The following is a 17,500-nucleotide window of genomic DNA, read 5'->3' as shown; positions in this document are numbered from 1 at the left end:
TTAGCTGGAAGATAGCCCGAGGGACCCGAGATGAGCAAACAGGCCGAACCGAAAAAGAAACTGACACGGGCTATTTGGGAGAATGCCCTGCCGCACCCTGACGGCAAGTCTACCCGCATCATTTGGGATAGCCGCCTGACGGGCTTCGGCCTCCGTATACGCCCAACAGGCGCGAAGACATTCGTCTACGTGTACCGCAGCGGCGGCAAGCCCAAATGGGCAACCATCAAAGCTACCAGTGCAGACGATGCCTTTGATCAGGCAACTGAGATGGCCAACCAATATTACCGGGGGAAGGACCCGGTCGCCGAGCGAGAGGATGCGCAACGGGAGGCCGACCGCAAGAGCCAAGCCTTCAGCACTGGTGACGTGTTGGACTCCTTCATTACGGAGCACGCCAAGAAGAAGCTTAAAGAGAAAACCTGGACCGAATACGAGCGCATAGTTGAGAAGATCCTCAAGCCCGAAATCGGCAAGATCAAAATCGATGCGCTGGACACTCACGACGTTGCCACGCTGTATGAAAAACTGAAAAAGCGCCCTCGCACACGTTCCATCAGCAGGAAGCGCAAAGGTGGTGAGCAGAAGCCCGCGCCCCCTGCCCTAACGCAAGCCACCGGAGCCATTCGCGTGCTCTCCACCGCCCTGCGGTGGGCCATTGAGGACGCCAAGCTGCGCTCGGGGCCAAACCCGGCGCAAATAAGGCTTACCACTACCCGCCAGCGCGACCGGCTGCTGACCGACAACGAAGTTGCCCGGCTGCTGACCGCAACAGACGATTTGCTGCACGAGGAGAAAATCCTGTCGCACGTCGCCCTTGCTATTAAACTCTTATTCTCTACCGGCTGTCGTGCGGGCGAAATATGCGGCCTTAAATGGACCGACATTGATGCTGACTGGCGCTTTATCCGCTGGCCCGACACCAAGACCGGCTATCTGCGCAAAGCCATCACCAGCGAGACGCGTGACCTTTTGGAGTCTGCCCCCCGGATCGTGGGGTCTCCATGGGTATGCCCAGCGACCGATCCCGAGTTGCCGCTGCGTGTAGATGTACTGCGGTCTGGCTTCCGGCGCGTCATGAAGAAGGCGGGCGTGGTCGCCGGGGAGAATGCTTCATTGCACTTGATCCGTCATTGGTTTTCGACGCAGGTTTATAACGACAGTTCCCTCACTCTTGCCCAGCAGAAGCGCATCGCGGGGCACAAGAGCACTTCCGCTGCCATGCGGTATGCCCATTTGAATGATGAAGATTGGGCATCAACGGCAGAGGACACGGCCGAGCGACGGCTGGCGAAAATCAAGGCTGCCGCCAGCAACGGCAAGGTGGTGCCTATCCGTGGAGGTCAGCAGTGAGCGACGACCAGAAGCCGGAGTGGCCGACCAGTTCCAAGGACTTCGCCGCCTTTGGTAAGCTGGTCGACTGGCTAGAGGACGAAGTCGAAAGTGCTGATGGCCCACCTTATCCAATCAGGCTCCACGCCGAGCACGAGGACTGGCTGGAAACCAGCGACGACGACTACGCCCGTTTGCTCAGGGCTGTGGACGACGGTGATCACGTCACGGAAGCGGAAAAGACCATGCTCCTGAACGAGATTAACCACAAGGCGAAAGCTGGGAGGCGCTGGCTGTCGATCGCCAGACACCTTCAGGGCGGGTCAGCGACCCCCAAGTTCGTGAAGCTTATCGGCCTCCTCATAGAGTACAATGCCATATCCGCCCCAAGAACAGGGAAACCCAAGCAAAAGGCCTCCGCCGAGCAGAAGTTCGTCCACCTAGCCAGTTCCATCGATCTCGTCCTGATCGATAGAATACTTCGCAGAGAATATTCGGTGGAGGTTTCGTTCCTCTCTGAGGCAACCATGGGCCGCTACACCTCGCGGATCGCCGAAATCCTGCGCGGCACAGAGGAAGGCGACGAGAAGCGTCACAGGAGCAACAGCTATGCGATTGCCGCACTGAAGAAGGACATGAATCGCCCCGCGTTTTTGCTCCGTGAGTTGGTCGGATACATCAAACGAGCCGCCACCCAAGGCTAATTTTCTACCCGTTTAAAAGGTTAGTTCAGCCTCCCGCGCTTAGCTGCTGTAAATTAGTCCGTGCAAGCTCAAGCATATCCCAAACAAGGAGATAGCAATGGGAAACGGACTTGAACTATTGACGCCGGAAGCGGCAGCAAAATACCTCGGCGGAGAAGATTCACCGATCTCTGTCGAAACATTGCGGTGGTGGAGATATAAGCGACGGGGACCTGCCTTCTGCCGAGTTGGCGCAAGGCGCGTCATGTATCGCAAGGCAGATCTCGAAGCCTACGTACAGCGTGGTCTCGTTGAAGTGCAGGAGGTCGCCAATGCCTCTTGAAAAACTTAACCCGGCAGGCGGTGGCAGCCGCAGCCGGGTCAGTAAATTCGATGTTCCTCGCAGGAAATTCGATAACGACCAAAATACAGTCTTTACCCTCGGGCGTAAAGGTACGGAGGGTATAACTCGACACGTTCAAGTCAGCGGTAAGGTCATTGACGGAGGCGCGCGTATTCTCTTCACATATGAGGATGGGCGTGGCCATTCGCCGGCTCCCGCATATCGGGTCTATCGCGTGCATCTTGGCGGCGGTCGCTTTTACGAGCTATGCCCCATCGAGGACCTCGTTCTCTACCTCGCGCCGAGGTGCCATGACGACGCCAAATATCGTCACACCTGCATAGACAATGCATTGGCGCGAACGGAATGGCGTCGGATCGCGAAAGCTAGCTGCTATGGAACCTACGCAGATTTCGGCTTCCGGAGCGAGGAAGAGTTCGGAAACTTCTGGGCTTACCTTAGCCTGATCGAATCCGACGACCATGAGGCTATAACCCACGCTGGTCTTACGCTCAGAGATGCTGAGTGCTCCGAGAATTTCCGCGATTCCAGGCTGATCCTTTCCGAATGGCGTCATTGGTGGAGGGCTCCGCTGTGACCGCACCGTTCCTTAACGATGAGCGACGCCCATCTCCTGCCGAAAAATTGCACGAACTTTTTGCCGGTGGTCCTTGGCACGGCACTTATAGGCCGGAGCCGACGCCGCTGCCGGGCGTCAAGGTCGAAATCAAGAGAACAGCGAAGACGCTGCGTGGCGGGCCGACCCCGGAGCTTTGGCGTCAACATCTTGCCGGGGAACAGCCGCTTGGCATCTGCCCGCTGCTGCCCTACGATACCTGCCAGTGGGGTGCCATCGATATCGATGCCTACGACGATTTGGATCATCGTGCGCTGGTCGAGCGGATAAAGGCGGCGGGCTTGCCGCTGGTCGTCTGCCGTTCGAAATCGGGCGGCGCACATTTCTACGTCTTCCTCGCAGAGCCGATGTCCGCTGCCGGTCTGCGGCAGCGGCTAATCGAGATCGCTGTCGCCCTCGGCTATCCGCCAGACACAGAGATTTTCCCGAAGCAGACCAGCAACACCGACATCGACAAGGCTGGCGGCTGGATCAACATGCCGTACTTCGATGCCGAGAACACCAATCGGTACGCGGTGAAGGGGAGCGGTCTCGCCATGACCGTCCCCGAGTTCCTTGAAGCTGCCGAGAGGGCTCGTATCTCGCCGGATGCGCTCATGGCGCTGAAGGTATCATCCCCGGCAAAGACCGGGGTGAAGGCCGAAACGTCACCGACGCCCGACGAGTTCGAGGCGCTGCTGGGCGGCTGGCTGCGGAAGCTGGCGGAAGCGCCCAGCGGGAAGGCGGACGACACGTTGATGCAAGTCGCCCGTGACATTGGCAGATGGGCGAGCACTATCGACATCGATTATCCGGGCGTGCAGCAGAAGGTACTGGAAGCATGGCACGAGCGCGGCAAGAGCGATGCAGATTTTCATGCTCAGTATCACTCCAACTTAGCCGCCGGGCAAAAGAAGGGTGGTCCACCGCGCCTGATGACCAATGGCAGAACTTACCCGGTAATTGATAAGATCGTTGTGATAACCGGGGGGGAGGCTGATGAATGGAGGCTCACGCTGAGGGGCTGGGGCGACATCACATTGCCGGTTAAGGACGTGATGCATTACTACACGTTCAATGTGCGATGTGCGGAACAGCTAGGCGCCATCTTCGATCAGATAAAGCAGGACAGATGGTACGAGCTTCTGCGTCCAGCGCGGGCGGCAGCTACTTTCGAAGAAATTCCGGAAGCAGAAACGCAGGAACACGAGATGCGGGAATTGCTACGCGTCTTCTTGACCAACAAGCACAGTGCGGAGAATTTAGAGGAGGTTCTCCTTGGTAGACCGTTCCACGACGAGAAAGAGAGACGTCGCTATTTTCTGTTCGATAAGTTCTGCGTCTTCCTGAACGGTCACACCACCAGTTTCGGCAAGCTTAAGCCAAACATCGTGGGCCGCTGGGTCAGGAGGGCCATCGGCAAGGAGAACCTTATCGAGACGAAGAAGAAGATCAAAAGTGATTACTACAAGATCTATTACGTCCCGGACGATCTCTTTAAACCACCGCCGGAAATTCCGCTGCCGAAACTGGAGAAGCCGCCGATCTGAGGGTGGGCAACGGGGTAATAAGGGTAACGGCGGCGCGGCGTGGGCAAGGATTCATTGCCGCGCCGCCTTCGTTTATGAACATGCGCGGTCAACAACCAAAAAAGCCGCCATAGCGGACCGCTGGAGCGCGTTTAGGGTTGGCGGCTATATAGGTAGTCTGCAACCATGCCGCGAGCGCTGGTGGCAGCCCAGGGTCGGAGGCGGCCGATGTTGGGTGTTTGGGGTTTGGCGCGGCGTAGGTGACGGCAATGGGTCGGCTTATCCGGGGGTGTAACAGCTATTACCCCCATTTACACGTATACGCCCGCATATATACGCGCGCGCGGGTAGTAAGGTCAATAAGGTTATAAGGGTACGTACGTGTTATATACTGTATTTTCAAACGCTTGTCTCTACCCTCATTACCTTTAATCAATAGGGTTGATAAGAGTACAGTTATCCCCCCCGGGGGCCGCACAGTCCTCGGATCGAAGCAATCCGTTAATGTCTACCGCCACAAATCCCGCGCCAACTGCCTATCACTCCCGCGCATCCATCCTCAGCAATTCGACCGGCTAATATTCTATTAGGAGGCCCTGATAAGCTAAACAGCTTTAAATCATAGGGCTTTTTACATATACTACCTACAGTTGAATTGAATGGGCTAACGCAGGGCTACCGTCAATAACCCGCCGCCTGTTTTTGTAGGTAAATTGCTGATGGGAAAAAGAGGGCCGCAATGCTCTGTCTGCCAACACCGGGAACGGGCGGCAATAGACCTCGGCTTGGCCCGTGGCGTTTCGTATGAGGCCCTTGCCCGGCGCTACGCCCTCGGGGCCGATAGCCTGCGCCGCCATGCGAAGAGCCATCTGCCAGCGCAGCTTCGAGCAAAGCTCCTCGCGGGTCCCGATATTTCCCTCGACCTCGACAAGCTGAGAGAGACGGAGTCGCAGAGCCTCCTGGCCAACCTCGTCGCCTTGCGGCACCGGCTGTATGCCTCGCTAGACGTGGCAGAGGCGGCGGGCGATAGCGGTATGGCGGCAAGGGTCATCAGCCAGTTGCACAAGAATCTTGAGCTGGCAGGCCGCTTGCTTGGCGATCTCAACACCGGCAGCACGAGCGTCACCAACATTCTGGTGTCACCGGTCTATGTCGAAATGCGGGTGGAACTGGTCCGTGCACTGGCACCATTCCCCGAGGCCCGCAGTGCCGTAGCCGCCGTCCTGCATCAACTGGAAAGCAAGGCTGCCGAGGCGGTCACCATTGAGGCCGATCGGCAACTGGCAACGGGGGCTGTCCCAACATGATGGCCCAACAGAACACGTGGCTGGCAGGGCACCTGCCGGGCAACCGCTGCGACGGCGGCATTGGGCGTGTCGCGCTCGCTTATGCGGCCTTCGGCTGGTTGGCCCGCATAGCCTGTGCAGCACGTCACCTGTCCCTTTGCTGCTGGCGCGCGGAAGCTATTTCACCGCAGGGTGACAACGCATGATGGCCTTGGACCTTGCCCGCGCGCTGGACCCCGTTCTGCTTGCCCGTGACTGCGGCCTTGAGCCGGACCTATGGCAAGCGAACCTATTGCGGTCCAACCCCCGGCGCGCACTGCTGCTGTGCTCCCGGCAGTCGGGCAAGTCCACCGTCGCCGCTCTGCTGGTGCTGTATGCGGTGCTGTTCATTCCGGCGGCACAGATCGTCGTTGTCAGTCCCACGCAGCGCCAGTCCAACGAGTTGTTCCGCACCATCATCAATTTCCTCAGTCGGCTGCATGAAGCACCGCGCCTCACTGCCGAAAGCACTCAGCGAGCCGAGCTTTCCAACGGCGCTCGCATTCTGGCTTTGCCCGGCACCGAGAAAACCATCCGCGGAATTGCCGGGGTGGACCTCGTGGTGATGGACGAGGCCGCACGTGTGGAAGACGAATTGCTGACCGCTGTTCGACCGATGATGGCCACCAAACCCGAGAGCCGTCTGATTGCGCTGACCACGCCAGCAGGCAAGCGCGGCTGGTTCTATGAGGCATGGGTAAGTGATGAAGGCTGGGAGCGCGTCAAGGTTCCCGCAAGCGCATGCCCCCGGATCACGCCTGAATACCTTGCCGAAGAACTGCGGGCGCTCGGCGCTATCAAATTCAGCGAGGAATACGAGTTGGAATTCCACGATCCCGAGGAGGCGGTCTTTCCCCTGACTGTCATCGAGGCGGCATTCTCACAAGAGGTCCAGCCGCTATGGATGTGATGAGCGAGACTTATCGATATCATGGCGAACAGTGGCGGCGCATCCCAGCGCAAGCCAGTGATCGCTTTGTCATGGGAGTTGACCTTGGCCAGTCAAACGATCCCACCGCCATTTCGGTAATTCACCATTCGGTGACGCCCCTTGACGATTGGGAACTGAACCGCAGCATCCGTGAAACCCGACAGAAGGTTAAGGAACACTTCGATGTTCGCCATCTGGAGCGGGTGCCACTTGGCACACCTTATCCGCAGATCGTCCAACGGGTTGCTGACTTGCTTGGTCGCCCGCCGCTGCGGGACGGTTGCGACTTGGTCGTGGACGAGACCGGAGTAGGTCGGGCGGTTTCCGATATCTTCGAAACTGCCGGGATGCGCCCGCAGCGCGTCGCCATTACGGCAGGCAGCGAAATCACCAATCCAGATAACCGTCGCTGGCACGTCCCCAAGGGACTGCTGATCAGCACCGTTGATGCGATGCTGCACGTGGGTGAATTGCGCTTCGCGGCAAATCTAACCGATGCCGGAGCCTTGGCCGAGGAACTGAAGGACTTCCGCCGCAAAGTGTCTGAGGCCGGACGCGCCACCTACAATGCCCGCACCGGCAAGCATGACGATCTCATTCTCAGCATCGCAATCGCCCTTTGGTGGGCACGTCGCCCCCCGGTGCGCTTTGCAGCGTCCGCAATGGTGGGTCTGTACGACTAGGAGCAGGAAAGATGAAGTTGAAAGCACCAATCGATATTCATGAAGCGACAGTGGAACACTTCCAGCCACGCAACAGCGCTGGCGAGATCGTGGCAGATGCACTGATCGGCACCTTGGCGGCTGCCGTGCGGAAGACACGGGAAAACACGGAAACCTTGGTTTCCCTTGCTGACGCCTTGAGCCTTGATCGCACGGTGACGCCCGATGCCAATGCTCTCAAGCTGCGGGAAAATGCTCTGCGGCTGGCCGAGGCATCAGCCAAGAAGTTGGATGAGGCGAAAGCCAGAGTGGAGGCGGAAATTGCCACGCTGGAGCAGCGCGTCGGTTCTCCGCCACCGCCGCAGGATCAGCTTGCTCTCAACATGGAGGCAGAAATCCGCTCGCGCCTTGCCGCCATGCCGGAAGCCGAACGCGATAAGGCGGTCGAAAGCGCATTCGCCGAGAAGAACCTCACCATCATTTCAGCCGTCCTCCGGGGACCTGCCTTCTTATCCGGCATATCCCCGGCCAAGCACGCCATGGCGCGGCATCGCTATGGCGCAACGTTCCACGCCGAGGAGTTGGCCCGGCGCGACCGGCTGAAGAGCGCCCTGGATGCCACAGAGCGCAGCGGACAGTCCTTTGTGCGCTTCGTCACGCAAGTGGCCACCAACCAAGCCGTTACCGTGGCAGAGGCTCAGTCCAATGCCCGCAGCGCTGAACAGGCGGTAGCTGCCGCCATCACCGAGTAAGGAGACCGATATGAACATCAAGATCGACATGACCGAAATTCTCCGTCAGGCGCAGGAACTGCCGGATGAAATTACCACCCTCGATGAAATCGATCCTGCACTCCGCGAATACTATGCGGAGGCCGACGGCAAAATCCGCATCAATGCCGACCGCCGTAAGGAGCTTATCGCCCACCTGAGCGACGTTGTGGAGCGCGGCAACGTGATGGCGGAGAACGCCAAGTTGCGCGACCAGCAGAATCGTCGGCTGGTGGCCGACACCATCCGCACCCAACTCGCCCGATTCGTAAAACCTGAACTGTTGAGCGCCGCCGTCACGGTGTTCATGTCGCAGCACAAGTTCGGCATTCGCGACGAGAAGGTGATCGTGCTTGGCAAGCTGGGAATCAGCGAGGCCGCAATGGCGGCGGTGAACTGGATCGAGGACGAGGGTGAGGTATTCTCCCCCGGCAAATGGGCCGACTCGGCGGCACCGGGGGGCTTCAGCGCTGAAATAGCCAAGCTGAAGAACGTGCACTAGAAAGTGCGATATAGCTTCGCCATGCCTTATACGGCGTGGGCTGGCTGATCCCATAAACGGCAGCTTGTCCTAAAGTTTGAAAAGAAGCCGCTAAGCTAATATGGGATGGCATCAAAGTCGATTTTCTCGAAACGGTCATGCTGTTTTTTCAGCGCGTTCCAATCGAAGTCATAAAGATCGGCATCGGCCCAATCATCAGGGTACTTAATTCGGAATAAGGCCCCGATGGATGCTTCCATCGGATGAAAATCATAACCGCCAACACTGAGCGAAGTCGGGCCTGCGCTGAAATCCTGATCGTTGAATTGAGCGGATACAAGAACCAAAAGACCGGCAACAGCCATTACGAGGGTTTCTAGATTCGCCTTCTTAAACTCGTCATGACGGTCATGCTTGCTCGCGTTATAGGCTTGATACCAAGGCAGGCTAACGCCACCGTTACTCTGCAATCCGCGTCCAGCCTTCCAGGGCTCGAAAGGCTTAAAGATTGGTGGTATCCCATTCCAAATAGGCAGCATCACCTCATACGACGATAAATGATGTGAAGCGTCGACCTTTCGATAATCGGTCATATTAAGCGACCGTTTCCTTGGCGCTGTGAACGTGTTCTCTTCGAGGATCGCTTTGAAGTTAGCCTCCACTTCTATGCACGTCCGCATCAGGAGAGCATGGATCCTGTATGAATATGCGGTCCGGCACTCATCACCCGGTTCCACGTACTCAAAAATAGATTGTAGATCGTTTTGGATCAGGAGAAGCGCGCGCACATAATGCTCTGCGTTTTTTGCATACTCGCGGTCATGAATATATGCCCAACTGCTGTAGCCAGAGTTTGGCCCCTCCTTCATGCCCCGATAGTTGCGACGAAATGGCTTTGGCAGACCCACGATTTCCTCCACTTCCAACCCGAATCGTTAGCGCCGCATTAGCCCCGCAACCTCTCCAGCTAACGCTCAATTAGTTGGCTTGACAACGCATTGATTTAGAAGGATTTTTGGTGCCCCCGGCAGGGTTCGAACCCGCGACCCCCTGATTACAAATCAGGTGCTCTACCAACTGAGCTACAAGGGCACTTTCGAAACGGGGAGTTAGCAGATTTTTCCTTCCTGTAAAGGGAAAAACGCCGCAATCAGATCAACCTTCCATTTCGCTCGCGCCGCCACGGCACGTTCCAACGACGCAAGGCGCTTGTCCGGAACCCGGTTTTTCCTGTACCTAAGGCCGTCCCGCCGGCATGACCCTCCCCACCGGGCCGTGTTAGCTCAACTGGTTACAGCATCCGTTGCGCGCCGCGTCGGTCGGCGACACCGTCAAAGGTCATTTCATGTCGTTCCAGCCGAAAAAGCTCGCCTTCATCGCCTCAGCAACACCGGAGGCGCAATCCGGCCTCGAAGAGCTCGTGCGTCTCTATGGCAACGTCCCGACTGCGGAGGCCGATGTGATCGTGGCGCTCGGCGGCGACGGCTTCATGCTGCAGACATTGCACGAGACGATCAACACCGGAAAGAGCGTCTACGGAATGAACTGCGGCTCGGTCGGCTTCCTGATGAACGATTACCGCGCCGAAAAGCTCCGCGAGCGAATCGGCGACGCGATCGAGAACGAATTCCATCCGCTCAAGATGACGACCACCAACGAGGACGGCTCGACATCCGTCGCACTTGCCATCAACGAGGTCTATCTCTTCCGGCAGTCATATCAGGCGGCCAAACTGAAGGTCGTGATAGACGGGCACGTGAGGCTGGAAGAACTCATCTGCGACGGCCTGATGATTGCGACGCCGGCCGGCTCCACCGCCTACAATCTCTCGGCCCATGGCCCAATCCTGCCGCTCGAGGCGCCGCTGCTCGCCATGACTCCGGTCTCGGCATTCAGGCCGCGGCGCTGGCGAGGCGCACTGCTGCCGAACCATGTCTGCGTCGACATCGACATTCTCGAACCGGAAAAACGCCCCGTCAATGCGGTGGCCGACAATGCGGAAGTCAAGTCGGTCCTGCATGTGCGCGTGGCGCAATCGACGGACATCACCGCGCGCATCCTCTCCGATCCAAACCATTCCTGGTCCGACCGGATCCTTGCCGAGCAGTTCAACAACTGAAATTTCAGCGCTTGCGGGCGAATGCGCGCAAAAAGGTACGCGTTGCATCCGACGCCATGCGATCGATTTCCGATTCCGGCGTCTGTCGGCCGATCTGCTGATCGTAGCGCAGGTCGGTTGCCAGAAGCGCCATATACTGACGGGCCGCCAGTCCCGGATCGTCGATATCGAGATATCCTGCATGGGCGAGTTGGGCGAGACGGGCGGCAATCGCGGGATATTTCTTGCCAGGCCCGTATTCCTTCCAGGTCTCGAAAAGCTCTGGGAAGCGCGCGCCTTCCGTCTCCACGAGCTTGCGCAGCCAACGACCGTTCGGATCGCACAAGGCCTTGCGCAGAAGCTGCGCCGAAAATAGCGCCAGCTCCGTTTCGAGATCCTGTGGTGCGACGGGAAATGTATCGAGGACGCGGAAGAAACCGGCGCTGGAGCGATCGGTAATTTCCGATACCACGACCTTGAACAAATTATCCTTGTCGCCCAGTTGGTTATAAATCGTCTGGCGCGAGACCCCTGCCCTTGCCGCAATCGCGTCGATGCTTGCGCCGGCAAAGCCCTGCTCAGCGAAAACATCCGCCGCGGCATTCAGGATCGCCTGGCGCTTGTTCTGTGGCGCCGGCCATGTCCCGGCTTCGTGCGTGAGTTCGGCAGACGAATTTTTCATGACATGACCATACAGGCACTTGACCAATTGGACAATTGTGTCCAAAATGTTTTACATGACTGACTGAGCCTATCTCCCCGCCCGCGGCCGGCTTTCATATTCATCTCCCATAATCGTCTTCCGCCCTGCCCCGTATCACGGCAGATGTGGTGACGGGAAAGGTTTTTTCCAATGCAAAGCAGAGTACCGTCGCATGCCCTATCGCTCGGGCTGCTCTCCGCTATCGGGCTTTTCGCCCTCGACATGTATCTTCCCGCTCTTCCCACCATCAGCGCCAGCCTCAACGCCGACAGCCACGCGGTGCAGGCGAGCCTCATTTCCTTTTTCGCTGCAATGGCGGTATCGCAGATCGTCTATGGTCCCCTTTCCGACATGTTCGGCCGCAAGCGGCCGCTCTATGTGGGCCTGATGCTTTATGCCACCGGCGCCATCGGCTGCGCGCTGTCGCCTTCGATCGAATGGCTGATCGCCTTCCGTTTCCTGCAGGGCACGGGCGCCTGCGCCGGCGTCGTCATCTCACGCGCCATCGTCCGTGACCTGCATACCGGCCCCGCCGCCGCCCAACTCATGTCGCGGCTGATGCTGGTTTTCAGCGTTTCGCCGATCCTGGCACCGCTTGCTGGCAGCATCGTCACCGTCTTCGGCGACTGGCGACTGATCTTCTGGGTCATGGTCGGCGCGGGGGCTCTCGGTCTCGTCGTTGCTACGTTTTTCCTGGAGGAGACGCGCCTGCCCGCGGCACGCAGCGAAAGCAGTATCGGCAGCGCACTCCGATCTTATGTGACCCTGCTTAAGGATCCTTATTATCTCGGGCTCGTCTTCATCGCCTCCTTCGGCATGTCGAGCTACATGATCTATGTGGCCAATTCCTCTTTCGTGCTGATCGAGCACTACGGGCTTTCGCCCTCCTTCTACAGCGTCGTCTTCTCCTGCAACGCAGTCGCCTTCATCGGCATGTCGCAGCTGAACGGCTGGCTTTCCCGCAAGATCGGGCTCAGGAAAGTGATCCGCAGCGCTGTGCTCGGCTATGCGGCGATGATGGTCACGCTGGCATTCGTTACATCGCTCGGTATCGACCGGCTCGACGTGATGGCGGCGTTCCTGTTTGGCGGTTACGGTTTTCTCGGCATGATCATTCCGACGGCCGCCGTGCTGGCATTGGAACATCATGGGCGGATCGCCGGCACGGCCTCGGCCATGATGGGTACGATCCAGTTCGTGACATCCGCCATCATCGTCGGCGTTGGCGGCCTGTTCGTCGATGGCACCTCGCTGCCGATGATCACGATCATCGCGATCTGCTCAACGATCGTCTTCCTGCTGTCACTGGTCGTCCTGCGCAGCCGGGCCGGCGCCATGGCTGCGGCTGAATAGCAGGCGACTCTTTCAAAGCAGTACGGCCGGGCCTAATGAAGCCCGGCCGTTTTGTTTCCTTCAGGGCAGGTTCAATTGATACCGCCGCAAGATGTTCGGCTTGCCGCCGATGCAGCCGATAAACGCCTTCATCAAGAGGTGCCCTCCGCGACAAGCCGCTGCTGCCTGGCAGAAGCTTCCCTACCGGATCAGAGCCGGCAGCAAAGACAGGAGAAGAAGCGCCGCGAAAATTATGTTGACGATCCGGTTGGCCAAAGGATCCCGAAACAGACGTGTCAGCGTGGCCCCGACAAACAACCAGGCCAGATTGACTGCCGCGATCACGAGCGTCAGCACAGCTATCTTGAAGAATGCGTCCGTTGCAGGATCGGCGACGGCCAATGTGAAACCGGAAAACAAAGCGCCCATCGCGGCATAGGCCTTCGGATTGACGAGCGACAGGAAGACACCGCCCGGAAAAGAGGGGGCTCTTCCCGTTGCGGCTTCCTCGTCAATCGGCGGCGCAGTCGCTATTTTCCAGGCGAGGTAGAGGAAATAGACGGCCGCCAGCAGCGCCAGAACCTGAAGCATACTAGGAATGGCCAATACCAGACTGGTCAAGCCTGCGGCGACAGCGCTCATCACGACAATCATGCCCGCAAGCAATCCGACCATATAGCCGAGACTGCGGCGTGCCCCGAAAGCGGCCCCTGCCGCTGCGATACTCAGCGTATTCGGCCCGGGACTACCGGTCAGAGCGAAGGCGGCACCGAGGAAGGTGACTATGTTGTCCATGACCGGTCTCCCATCGGGAAACCGGTAGCATGACGGCAAATGCCATGTCTTGAACGAACGTGCAGCGACAGATGCTGTGGACAAAAAAGCCCTGCGGACAGGGCTTTCTCCGGATCAATTTGACATCATTTCGTCAGTCTACATCCGCAACGGCGACGTCCGGCTTGCCGCTGATGCGGTGCGCAAGTGCGGCTTCCATGAATTCGTTCAGGTCGCCATCCAACACATCGCCCGGTGCCGTGCTTTCCACCCCGGTGCGCAGGTCCTTCACGAGCTGGTAAGGCTGCAGCACGTATGAGCGGATCTGGTGACCCCAGCCGATATCGGTCTTGGACGCCGCTTCCGCATTCGCTGCGTCCTCACGCTTTTTCAGTTCCGCTTCGTACATGCGGGCGCGCAACATTTCCCACGCCTTGGCGCGGTTCTTGTGCTGCGAGCGCTCCTGCTGGCAGGCGACCACGATACCGGTCGGTATGTGCGTGATGCGCACCGCCGAGTCGGTCGTATTGACATGCTGGCCACCGGCGCCCGACGAACGGTAGGTATCGATGCGGCAATCGCTCTCGTTGATCTCGATGTTGATCGAGTCGTCGACGACCGGATAGACCCAGGTGGACGAAAAGGACGTATGCCGGCGCGCGTTGCTGTCATAAGGCGAGATGCGCACCAGGCGGTGAACGCCCGATTCGGTCTTCAGCCAGCCATAGGCGTTGTGTCCCTTCACAAGGATCGTCGCGGACTTGATGCCTGCCTCTTCGCCCTCGTGGACTTCCAGCACCTCGACCTTGAAGCCGTTCTGCTCGGCCCAACGGATGTACATGCGAAGCAGCATGTTGGCCCAGTCCTGACTCTCGGTACCGCCTGCTCCGGAATGGACTTCCAGGTAGGTGTCGTTGCCATCGGCCTCGCCTGAAAGCATCGCCTCAACCTGGAGCCGGCCCGCCTCGGCCTTCAATGCCTTCAAGGCATCCTCGGCTTCGCGGACAACCGATTCATCGCCCTCTTCCTCGCCGAGTTCGATGAGCTCGATATTGTCCTTGAGCTGCTGTTCGAGGACTTTCACACCGCTGATGCCGTCCTCGAGCTGCTGGCGTTCGCGCATAAGCTTCTGCGCTTCAGCCGCATCGTTCCAGAGGTTTGGGTCCTCTGCCTTGTTGTTCAACCAGTCCAGTCGTCTTACCGCCTGGTCCCAGTCAAAGATGCCTCCTCAGCAGGCTTATGGCCTGCTTGATTTCGTCGACTACATTGATGATTTCCGCACGCATTGCGCTTGCTCTTACTCGCTATGTTTGGAATTTAAAGGTGCCGTGGACATAGTTGCACCGGACCCGGATGTAAAGCCCGCGTCCGATATACGACCTACCGGTAATACGGTCAGAAGAGACCCGGCATGCCCGAAGTCACGGCCTGCTGGGCCTGGGGCGAATTGTTGAAAATCTGGTCCTGGGTCATATATTCGCCCTCACCGATGACCTGGAAGACATCGGCCGGTCCCGTGCCGGGCTTGAAGGCCTCGACGATCGTATCCGGCTCGCCTTCCATGGCCGCCATGCCGGTCTTGCGGTTCACGGCGATGAACTGCATGCCTTCCGGCACATGGAACTTTTCCGCCGGCATCAGCTTCGCGGCCTCCGCCAGGAATTGACCGAAGATCGGCGCGGAGAGCGAACCACCCGTACCGCCGCGACCGAGGGGCGCCGGCGTATCGAAGCCGAGATAGAGGCCTGCGACCAGGTTCGGCGTGAAGCCAACGAACCATGCGTCCTTTTCGTCGTTGGTGGTCCCGGTCTTGCCGGCGACGGGACGGTCCTTCACCGGAATCTTGCCTGCGGCCGTACCGCGAGCAACAACACCTTCCATCATCGACGTGATCTGGTAAGCGGTCATCGGGTCGAGAACCTGCTCGCGATTATCGATCACGGTAGGCTCTTCCTGGTTCGCCCAGTCGTTGGCGTTGCAGCCCTCACAGGTGCGCTCCTCATGACGGAAGACCGTCTTGCCGTAGCGATCCTGAATGCGGTCGATGACCGTCGGCTTGATCTGCTTGCCGCCATTGGCGATCACGGCATAGGCTGAGACCAGGCGCATGACCGTGGTCTCGCCGGAGCCGAGCGACATGGCAAGCACGGGCAGCATCTTGTCGTAAATGCCGAAACGCTCGGCATATTCGGCGACCAATTCCATCCCCATGTCCTGGGCCAGGCGCACGGTCATCTGATTTCGGGACTTTTCGATGCCTGTTCTGAGCGTGGATGGGCCGGCCGACTGGCCGCCATAGTTTTCCGGCCTCCATACCTGGCCGCCCGAAACGACCTCGATCGGTGCGTCGAGAATAACAGAGGCCGGCGTGTAGCCGTTGTCAAGCGCTGCCGCATAAACGAAAGGTTTGAACGACGAACCGGGCTGGCGCATCGCCTGCGTGGCGCGGTTGAATTCCGACTGCGCATAAGAAAAGCCGCCGACCATCGCGAGCACACGCCCCGTATTGGGATCCATCGCCACGAAACCGCCCTGCACTTTCGGCGGCTGGCGCAGCCGGTAGGTCTTTGCCGCTTCATCAATCGGCTCGACATAGACGACATCACCTGGCTTCAACACGCCCTCCGGCGACTTCGCCGTCTTGCGTGCGCCTGTCGCGTCACGGAAGGCCCATTTCATGTCGTCAGCGGCAATCGTCCCCGTTTCACGAGCGGGATCAACCTTACCGTTCGAATCGATAGACGGCTGCAGGCCGACCGAAACGGATTGCGCCGAAACGTCGGTAACGACCGCAAGCTTCCATTCCGGCACGTCGCGGAGCGACGGCAGCTTGGCAAGTTCCGGTCCCCAATCGCCCATCATGCCGATCTGGGAAATCGGGCCGTGGAAGCCGCGACGCTCGTCATAATCGAGAAGACCATTCTGAAGGGCATGGCGCGCGATGATCTGCAGATCGGGATCGAGCGAGGTGCGGACCGAAAGCCCGCCTTCGTAGAGTGCCTTGTCGCCATAACGCTCGATGATCTGGCGGCGGACCTCTTCTGAAAAAAAGTCAGAGGCGAAAAGATGAGTGCCGCTGCGGCGCGGCTTGACGCCGAGCGGCTGCTTCTTGGCATCGTCCGCATCGGCCTGAGTGATGTAACCGTTCTCCGCCATGCGATCGATAACCCAGTTGCGGCGCTCGATCGCCTGCTTTTCCCGGCGGAAGGGATGGTAATTCGCCGGCCCCTTCGGAAGGGCTGCCAGATAGGCGGCCTCCGCCGTCGTCAACTCCGTCACCGACTTGTCGAAATAGGTGAGCGCAGCACCCGCAATGCCGTAGGAATTCAGGCCGAAGAAGATCTCGTTCAGGTAGAGTTCGAGGATCTTGTCCTTCGAATAGGTCTGTTCGATGCGGAAGGAGAGGATAGCCTCCTTGACCTTGCGGTCGATCGTCTGGTCGGAGGTGAGCAGAAAGTTCTTCGCGACCTGCTGGGTGATGGTCGATGCTCCCTCCGGACGGCGACCGGAGCCGAGGTTCTGCAGGTTGGTGATGATTGCGCGACCAAGGCCGGTGATGTCGATGCCGGGGTGATTGTAGAAATTCTTGTCTTCCGCAGACAGGAAGGCAGCCTTGACACGGTCCGGAACCGCCTGGATCGGCAAAAAGAGCCGCCGCTCCCGGGCGTATTCGGCCATGAGTGCGCCGTTGCCGGCATGAACGCGGGTGGCGACCGGCGGCTCGTAGGAAGCCAACACCTCGTAATTCGGCAGATCCTTGGTCATCCCGCTGAGATAAATACCCACGCCGGCAGCCACGACCAAAAACAGGACGCAAGCCAATCCAAAGAGATAACCAATCAATCTGACCATATCGCAGCTACCGTTCGGCTTTCCTTCGGCGCGTGAAACACACCATCGCACGGATTGAGGCGTTTTGCA

18 protein-coding genes and 1 tRNA gene are annotated in these 17,500 nt (G+C 58.8%); 13 read left to right on the top strand and 6 right to left on the bottom strand.

Annotated features, from left to right (window positions below; genetic code table 11):
* Positions 1 to 30: 30 nt before the first annotated feature.
* From J2046_RS13425 to J2046_RS13375, 11 genes are all read left to right on the top strand, one after another.
* Entirely contained in the window at positions 31 to 1,353 is a 1,323-nt protein-coding gene (locus J2046_RS13425; RefSeq protein WP_210052530.1) for a site-specific integrase, read from the top strand.
* Complete coding sequence (locus J2046_RS13420) at positions 1,350 to 2,036, top strand: hypothetical protein (RefSeq protein ID WP_210052528.1); 687 nt, start codon at positions 1,350 to 1,352, stop codon at positions 2,034 to 2,036. Before J2046_RS13425 ends, J2046_RS13420 begins: the two co-directional genes overlap by 4 nt.
* 97 nt (positions 2,037 to 2,133) lie before the next feature.
* Positions 2,134 to 2,358: a helix-turn-helix transcriptional regulator gene (locus tag J2046_RS13415; RefSeq protein WP_210052526.1), complete on the top strand. Its 225-nt coding sequence runs from the start codon at positions 2,134 to 2,136 to the stop codon at positions 2,356 to 2,358.
* Positions 2,348 to 2,956, top strand: a complete 609-nt coding sequence (locus tag J2046_RS13410) for a hypothetical protein (protein WP_210052524.1) — start codon at positions 2,348 to 2,350, stop codon at positions 2,954 to 2,956. The genes J2046_RS13415 and J2046_RS13410 overlap by 11 nt, the downstream gene beginning before the upstream one ends.
* Positions 2,953 to 4,524 carry a TOTE conflict system archaeo-eukaryotic primase domain-containing protein gene (locus tag J2046_RS13405; RefSeq protein ID WP_210052523.1) on the top strand — a complete coding sequence of 524 codons (1,572 nt, stop codon included), beginning with the start codon at positions 2,953 to 2,955 and terminating at the stop codon, positions 4,522 to 4,524. The genes J2046_RS13410 and J2046_RS13405 overlap by 4 nt, the downstream gene beginning before the upstream one ends.
* A 764-nt stretch (positions 4,525 to 5,288) precedes the next feature.
* Positions 5,289 to 5,810 carry a hypothetical protein gene (locus J2046_RS13400; protein WP_210052521.1) on the top strand — a complete coding sequence of 174 codons (522 nt, stop codon included), beginning with the start codon at positions 5,289 to 5,291 and terminating at the stop codon, positions 5,808 to 5,810.
* Positions 5,807 to 5,995 carry a hypothetical protein gene (locus tag J2046_RS13395; protein ID WP_210052519.1) on the top strand — a complete coding sequence of 63 codons (189 nt, stop codon included), beginning with the start codon at positions 5,807 to 5,809 and terminating at the stop codon, positions 5,993 to 5,995. The genes J2046_RS13400 and J2046_RS13395 overlap by 4 nt, the downstream gene beginning before the upstream one ends.
* Positions 5,992 to 6,738, top strand: a complete 747-nt coding sequence (locus tag J2046_RS13390; protein ID WP_210052517.1) for a terminase large subunit domain-containing protein — start codon at positions 5,992 to 5,994, stop codon at positions 6,736 to 6,738. Before J2046_RS13395 ends, J2046_RS13390 begins: the two co-directional genes overlap by 4 nt.
* On the top strand, positions 6,729 to 7,442 hold the full coding sequence (locus tag J2046_RS13385; protein WP_210052515.1) for a hypothetical protein: 714 nt from the start codon (positions 6,729 to 6,731) through the stop codon (positions 7,440 to 7,442). The genes J2046_RS13390 and J2046_RS13385 overlap by 10 nt, the downstream gene beginning before the upstream one ends.
* 11 nt (positions 7,443 to 7,453) lie before the next feature.
* Positions 7,454 to 8,173 (top strand): hypothetical protein, encoded by a 720-nt coding sequence (locus J2046_RS13380; RefSeq protein WP_210052513.1) that lies wholly within the window; start codon positions 7,454 to 7,456, stop codon positions 8,171 to 8,173.
* Between the two features lie 10 nt (positions 8,174 to 8,183).
* On the top strand, positions 8,184 to 8,693 hold the full coding sequence (locus J2046_RS13375) for a hypothetical protein (protein ID WP_210052511.1): 510 nt from the start codon (positions 8,184 to 8,186) through the stop codon (positions 8,691 to 8,693).
* A 95-nt stretch (positions 8,694 to 8,788) separates the two neighbouring features.
* Here J2046_RS13375 and J2046_RS13370 read toward each other — a convergent pair whose 3' ends face one another.
* Together J2046_RS13370 and J2046_RS13365 are read right to left on the bottom strand one after the other, a co-directional pair.
* Positions 8,789 to 9,580, bottom strand: a complete 792-nt coding sequence (locus tag J2046_RS13370) for a hypothetical protein (RefSeq protein WP_210052509.1) — start codon at positions 9,578 to 9,580, stop codon at positions 8,789 to 8,791.
* A gap of 108 nt (positions 9,581 to 9,688) precedes the next feature.
* A tRNA-Thr gene (locus J2046_RS13365) sits at positions 9,689 to 9,764 on the bottom strand.
* Positions 9,765 to 10,017: 253 nt separating this feature from the next.
* Here J2046_RS13365 and J2046_RS13360 point away from each other — a divergent pair.
* Positions 10,018 to 10,791: an NAD kinase gene (locus J2046_RS13360; RefSeq protein ID WP_210052507.1), complete on the top strand. Its 774-nt coding sequence runs from the start codon at positions 10,018 to 10,020 to the stop codon at positions 10,789 to 10,791.
* Positions 10,792 to 10,795: 4 nt separating this feature from the next.
* Here J2046_RS13360 and J2046_RS13355 read toward each other — a convergent pair whose 3' ends face one another.
* On the bottom strand, positions 10,796 to 11,452 hold the full coding sequence (locus J2046_RS13355; RefSeq protein WP_210052506.1) for a TetR/AcrR family transcriptional regulator: 657 nt from the start codon (positions 11,450 to 11,452) through the stop codon (positions 10,796 to 10,798).
* 171 nt (positions 11,453 to 11,623) lie between these two features.
* Between J2046_RS13355 and J2046_RS13350 the strand changes: the two genes are divergently transcribed.
* On the top strand, positions 11,624 to 12,826 hold the full coding sequence (locus tag J2046_RS13350; RefSeq protein ID WP_210052503.1) for a multidrug effflux MFS transporter: 1,203 nt from the start codon (positions 11,624 to 11,626) through the stop codon (positions 12,824 to 12,826).
* Between the two features lie 180 nt (positions 12,827 to 13,006).
* Here the strand turns inward: J2046_RS13350 and J2046_RS13345 are convergent, their stop codons facing one another.
* The 3 genes from J2046_RS13345 to J2046_RS13335 all read right to left on the bottom strand — a co-directional run bounded on the left by J2046_RS13345 (position 13,007) and on the right by J2046_RS13335 (position 17,431).
* A complete protein-coding gene (locus J2046_RS13345) occupies positions 13,007 to 13,600 on the bottom strand; it encodes a LysE family translocator (RefSeq protein WP_210052501.1) in 594 nt (197 codons plus the stop codon).
* A 133-nt stretch (positions 13,601 to 13,733) separates the two neighbouring features.
* Positions 13,734 to 14,865, bottom strand: a protein-coding gene (gene prfB, locus J2046_RS13340; protein WP_161784755.1) for a peptide chain release factor 2 whose coding sequence is annotated in 2 segments (ribosomal slippage) — positions 13,734 to 14,795 and positions 14,797 to 14,865 — 1,131 coding nt in all. Because the reading frame shifts where the segments join, the coding sequence is not laid out codon by codon here.
* A gap of 109 nt (positions 14,866 to 14,974) precedes the next feature.
* Positions 14,975 to 17,431, bottom strand: a complete 2,457-nt coding sequence (locus tag J2046_RS13335) for a penicillin-binding protein 1A (protein ID WP_210052499.1) — start codon at positions 17,429 to 17,431, stop codon at positions 14,975 to 14,977.
* Positions 17,432 to 17,500 lie beyond the last annotated feature (69 nt).

Source organism: Neorhizobium petrolearium (genome assembly GCF_017873175.1).
Lineage (GTDB): Bacteria > Pseudomonadota > Alphaproteobacteria > Rhizobiales > Rhizobiaceae > Neorhizobium > Neorhizobium petrolearium.
Note: the sequence above shows the minus strand (reverse complement) of the source record. Positions and strands in the feature narration are given on the sequence as shown.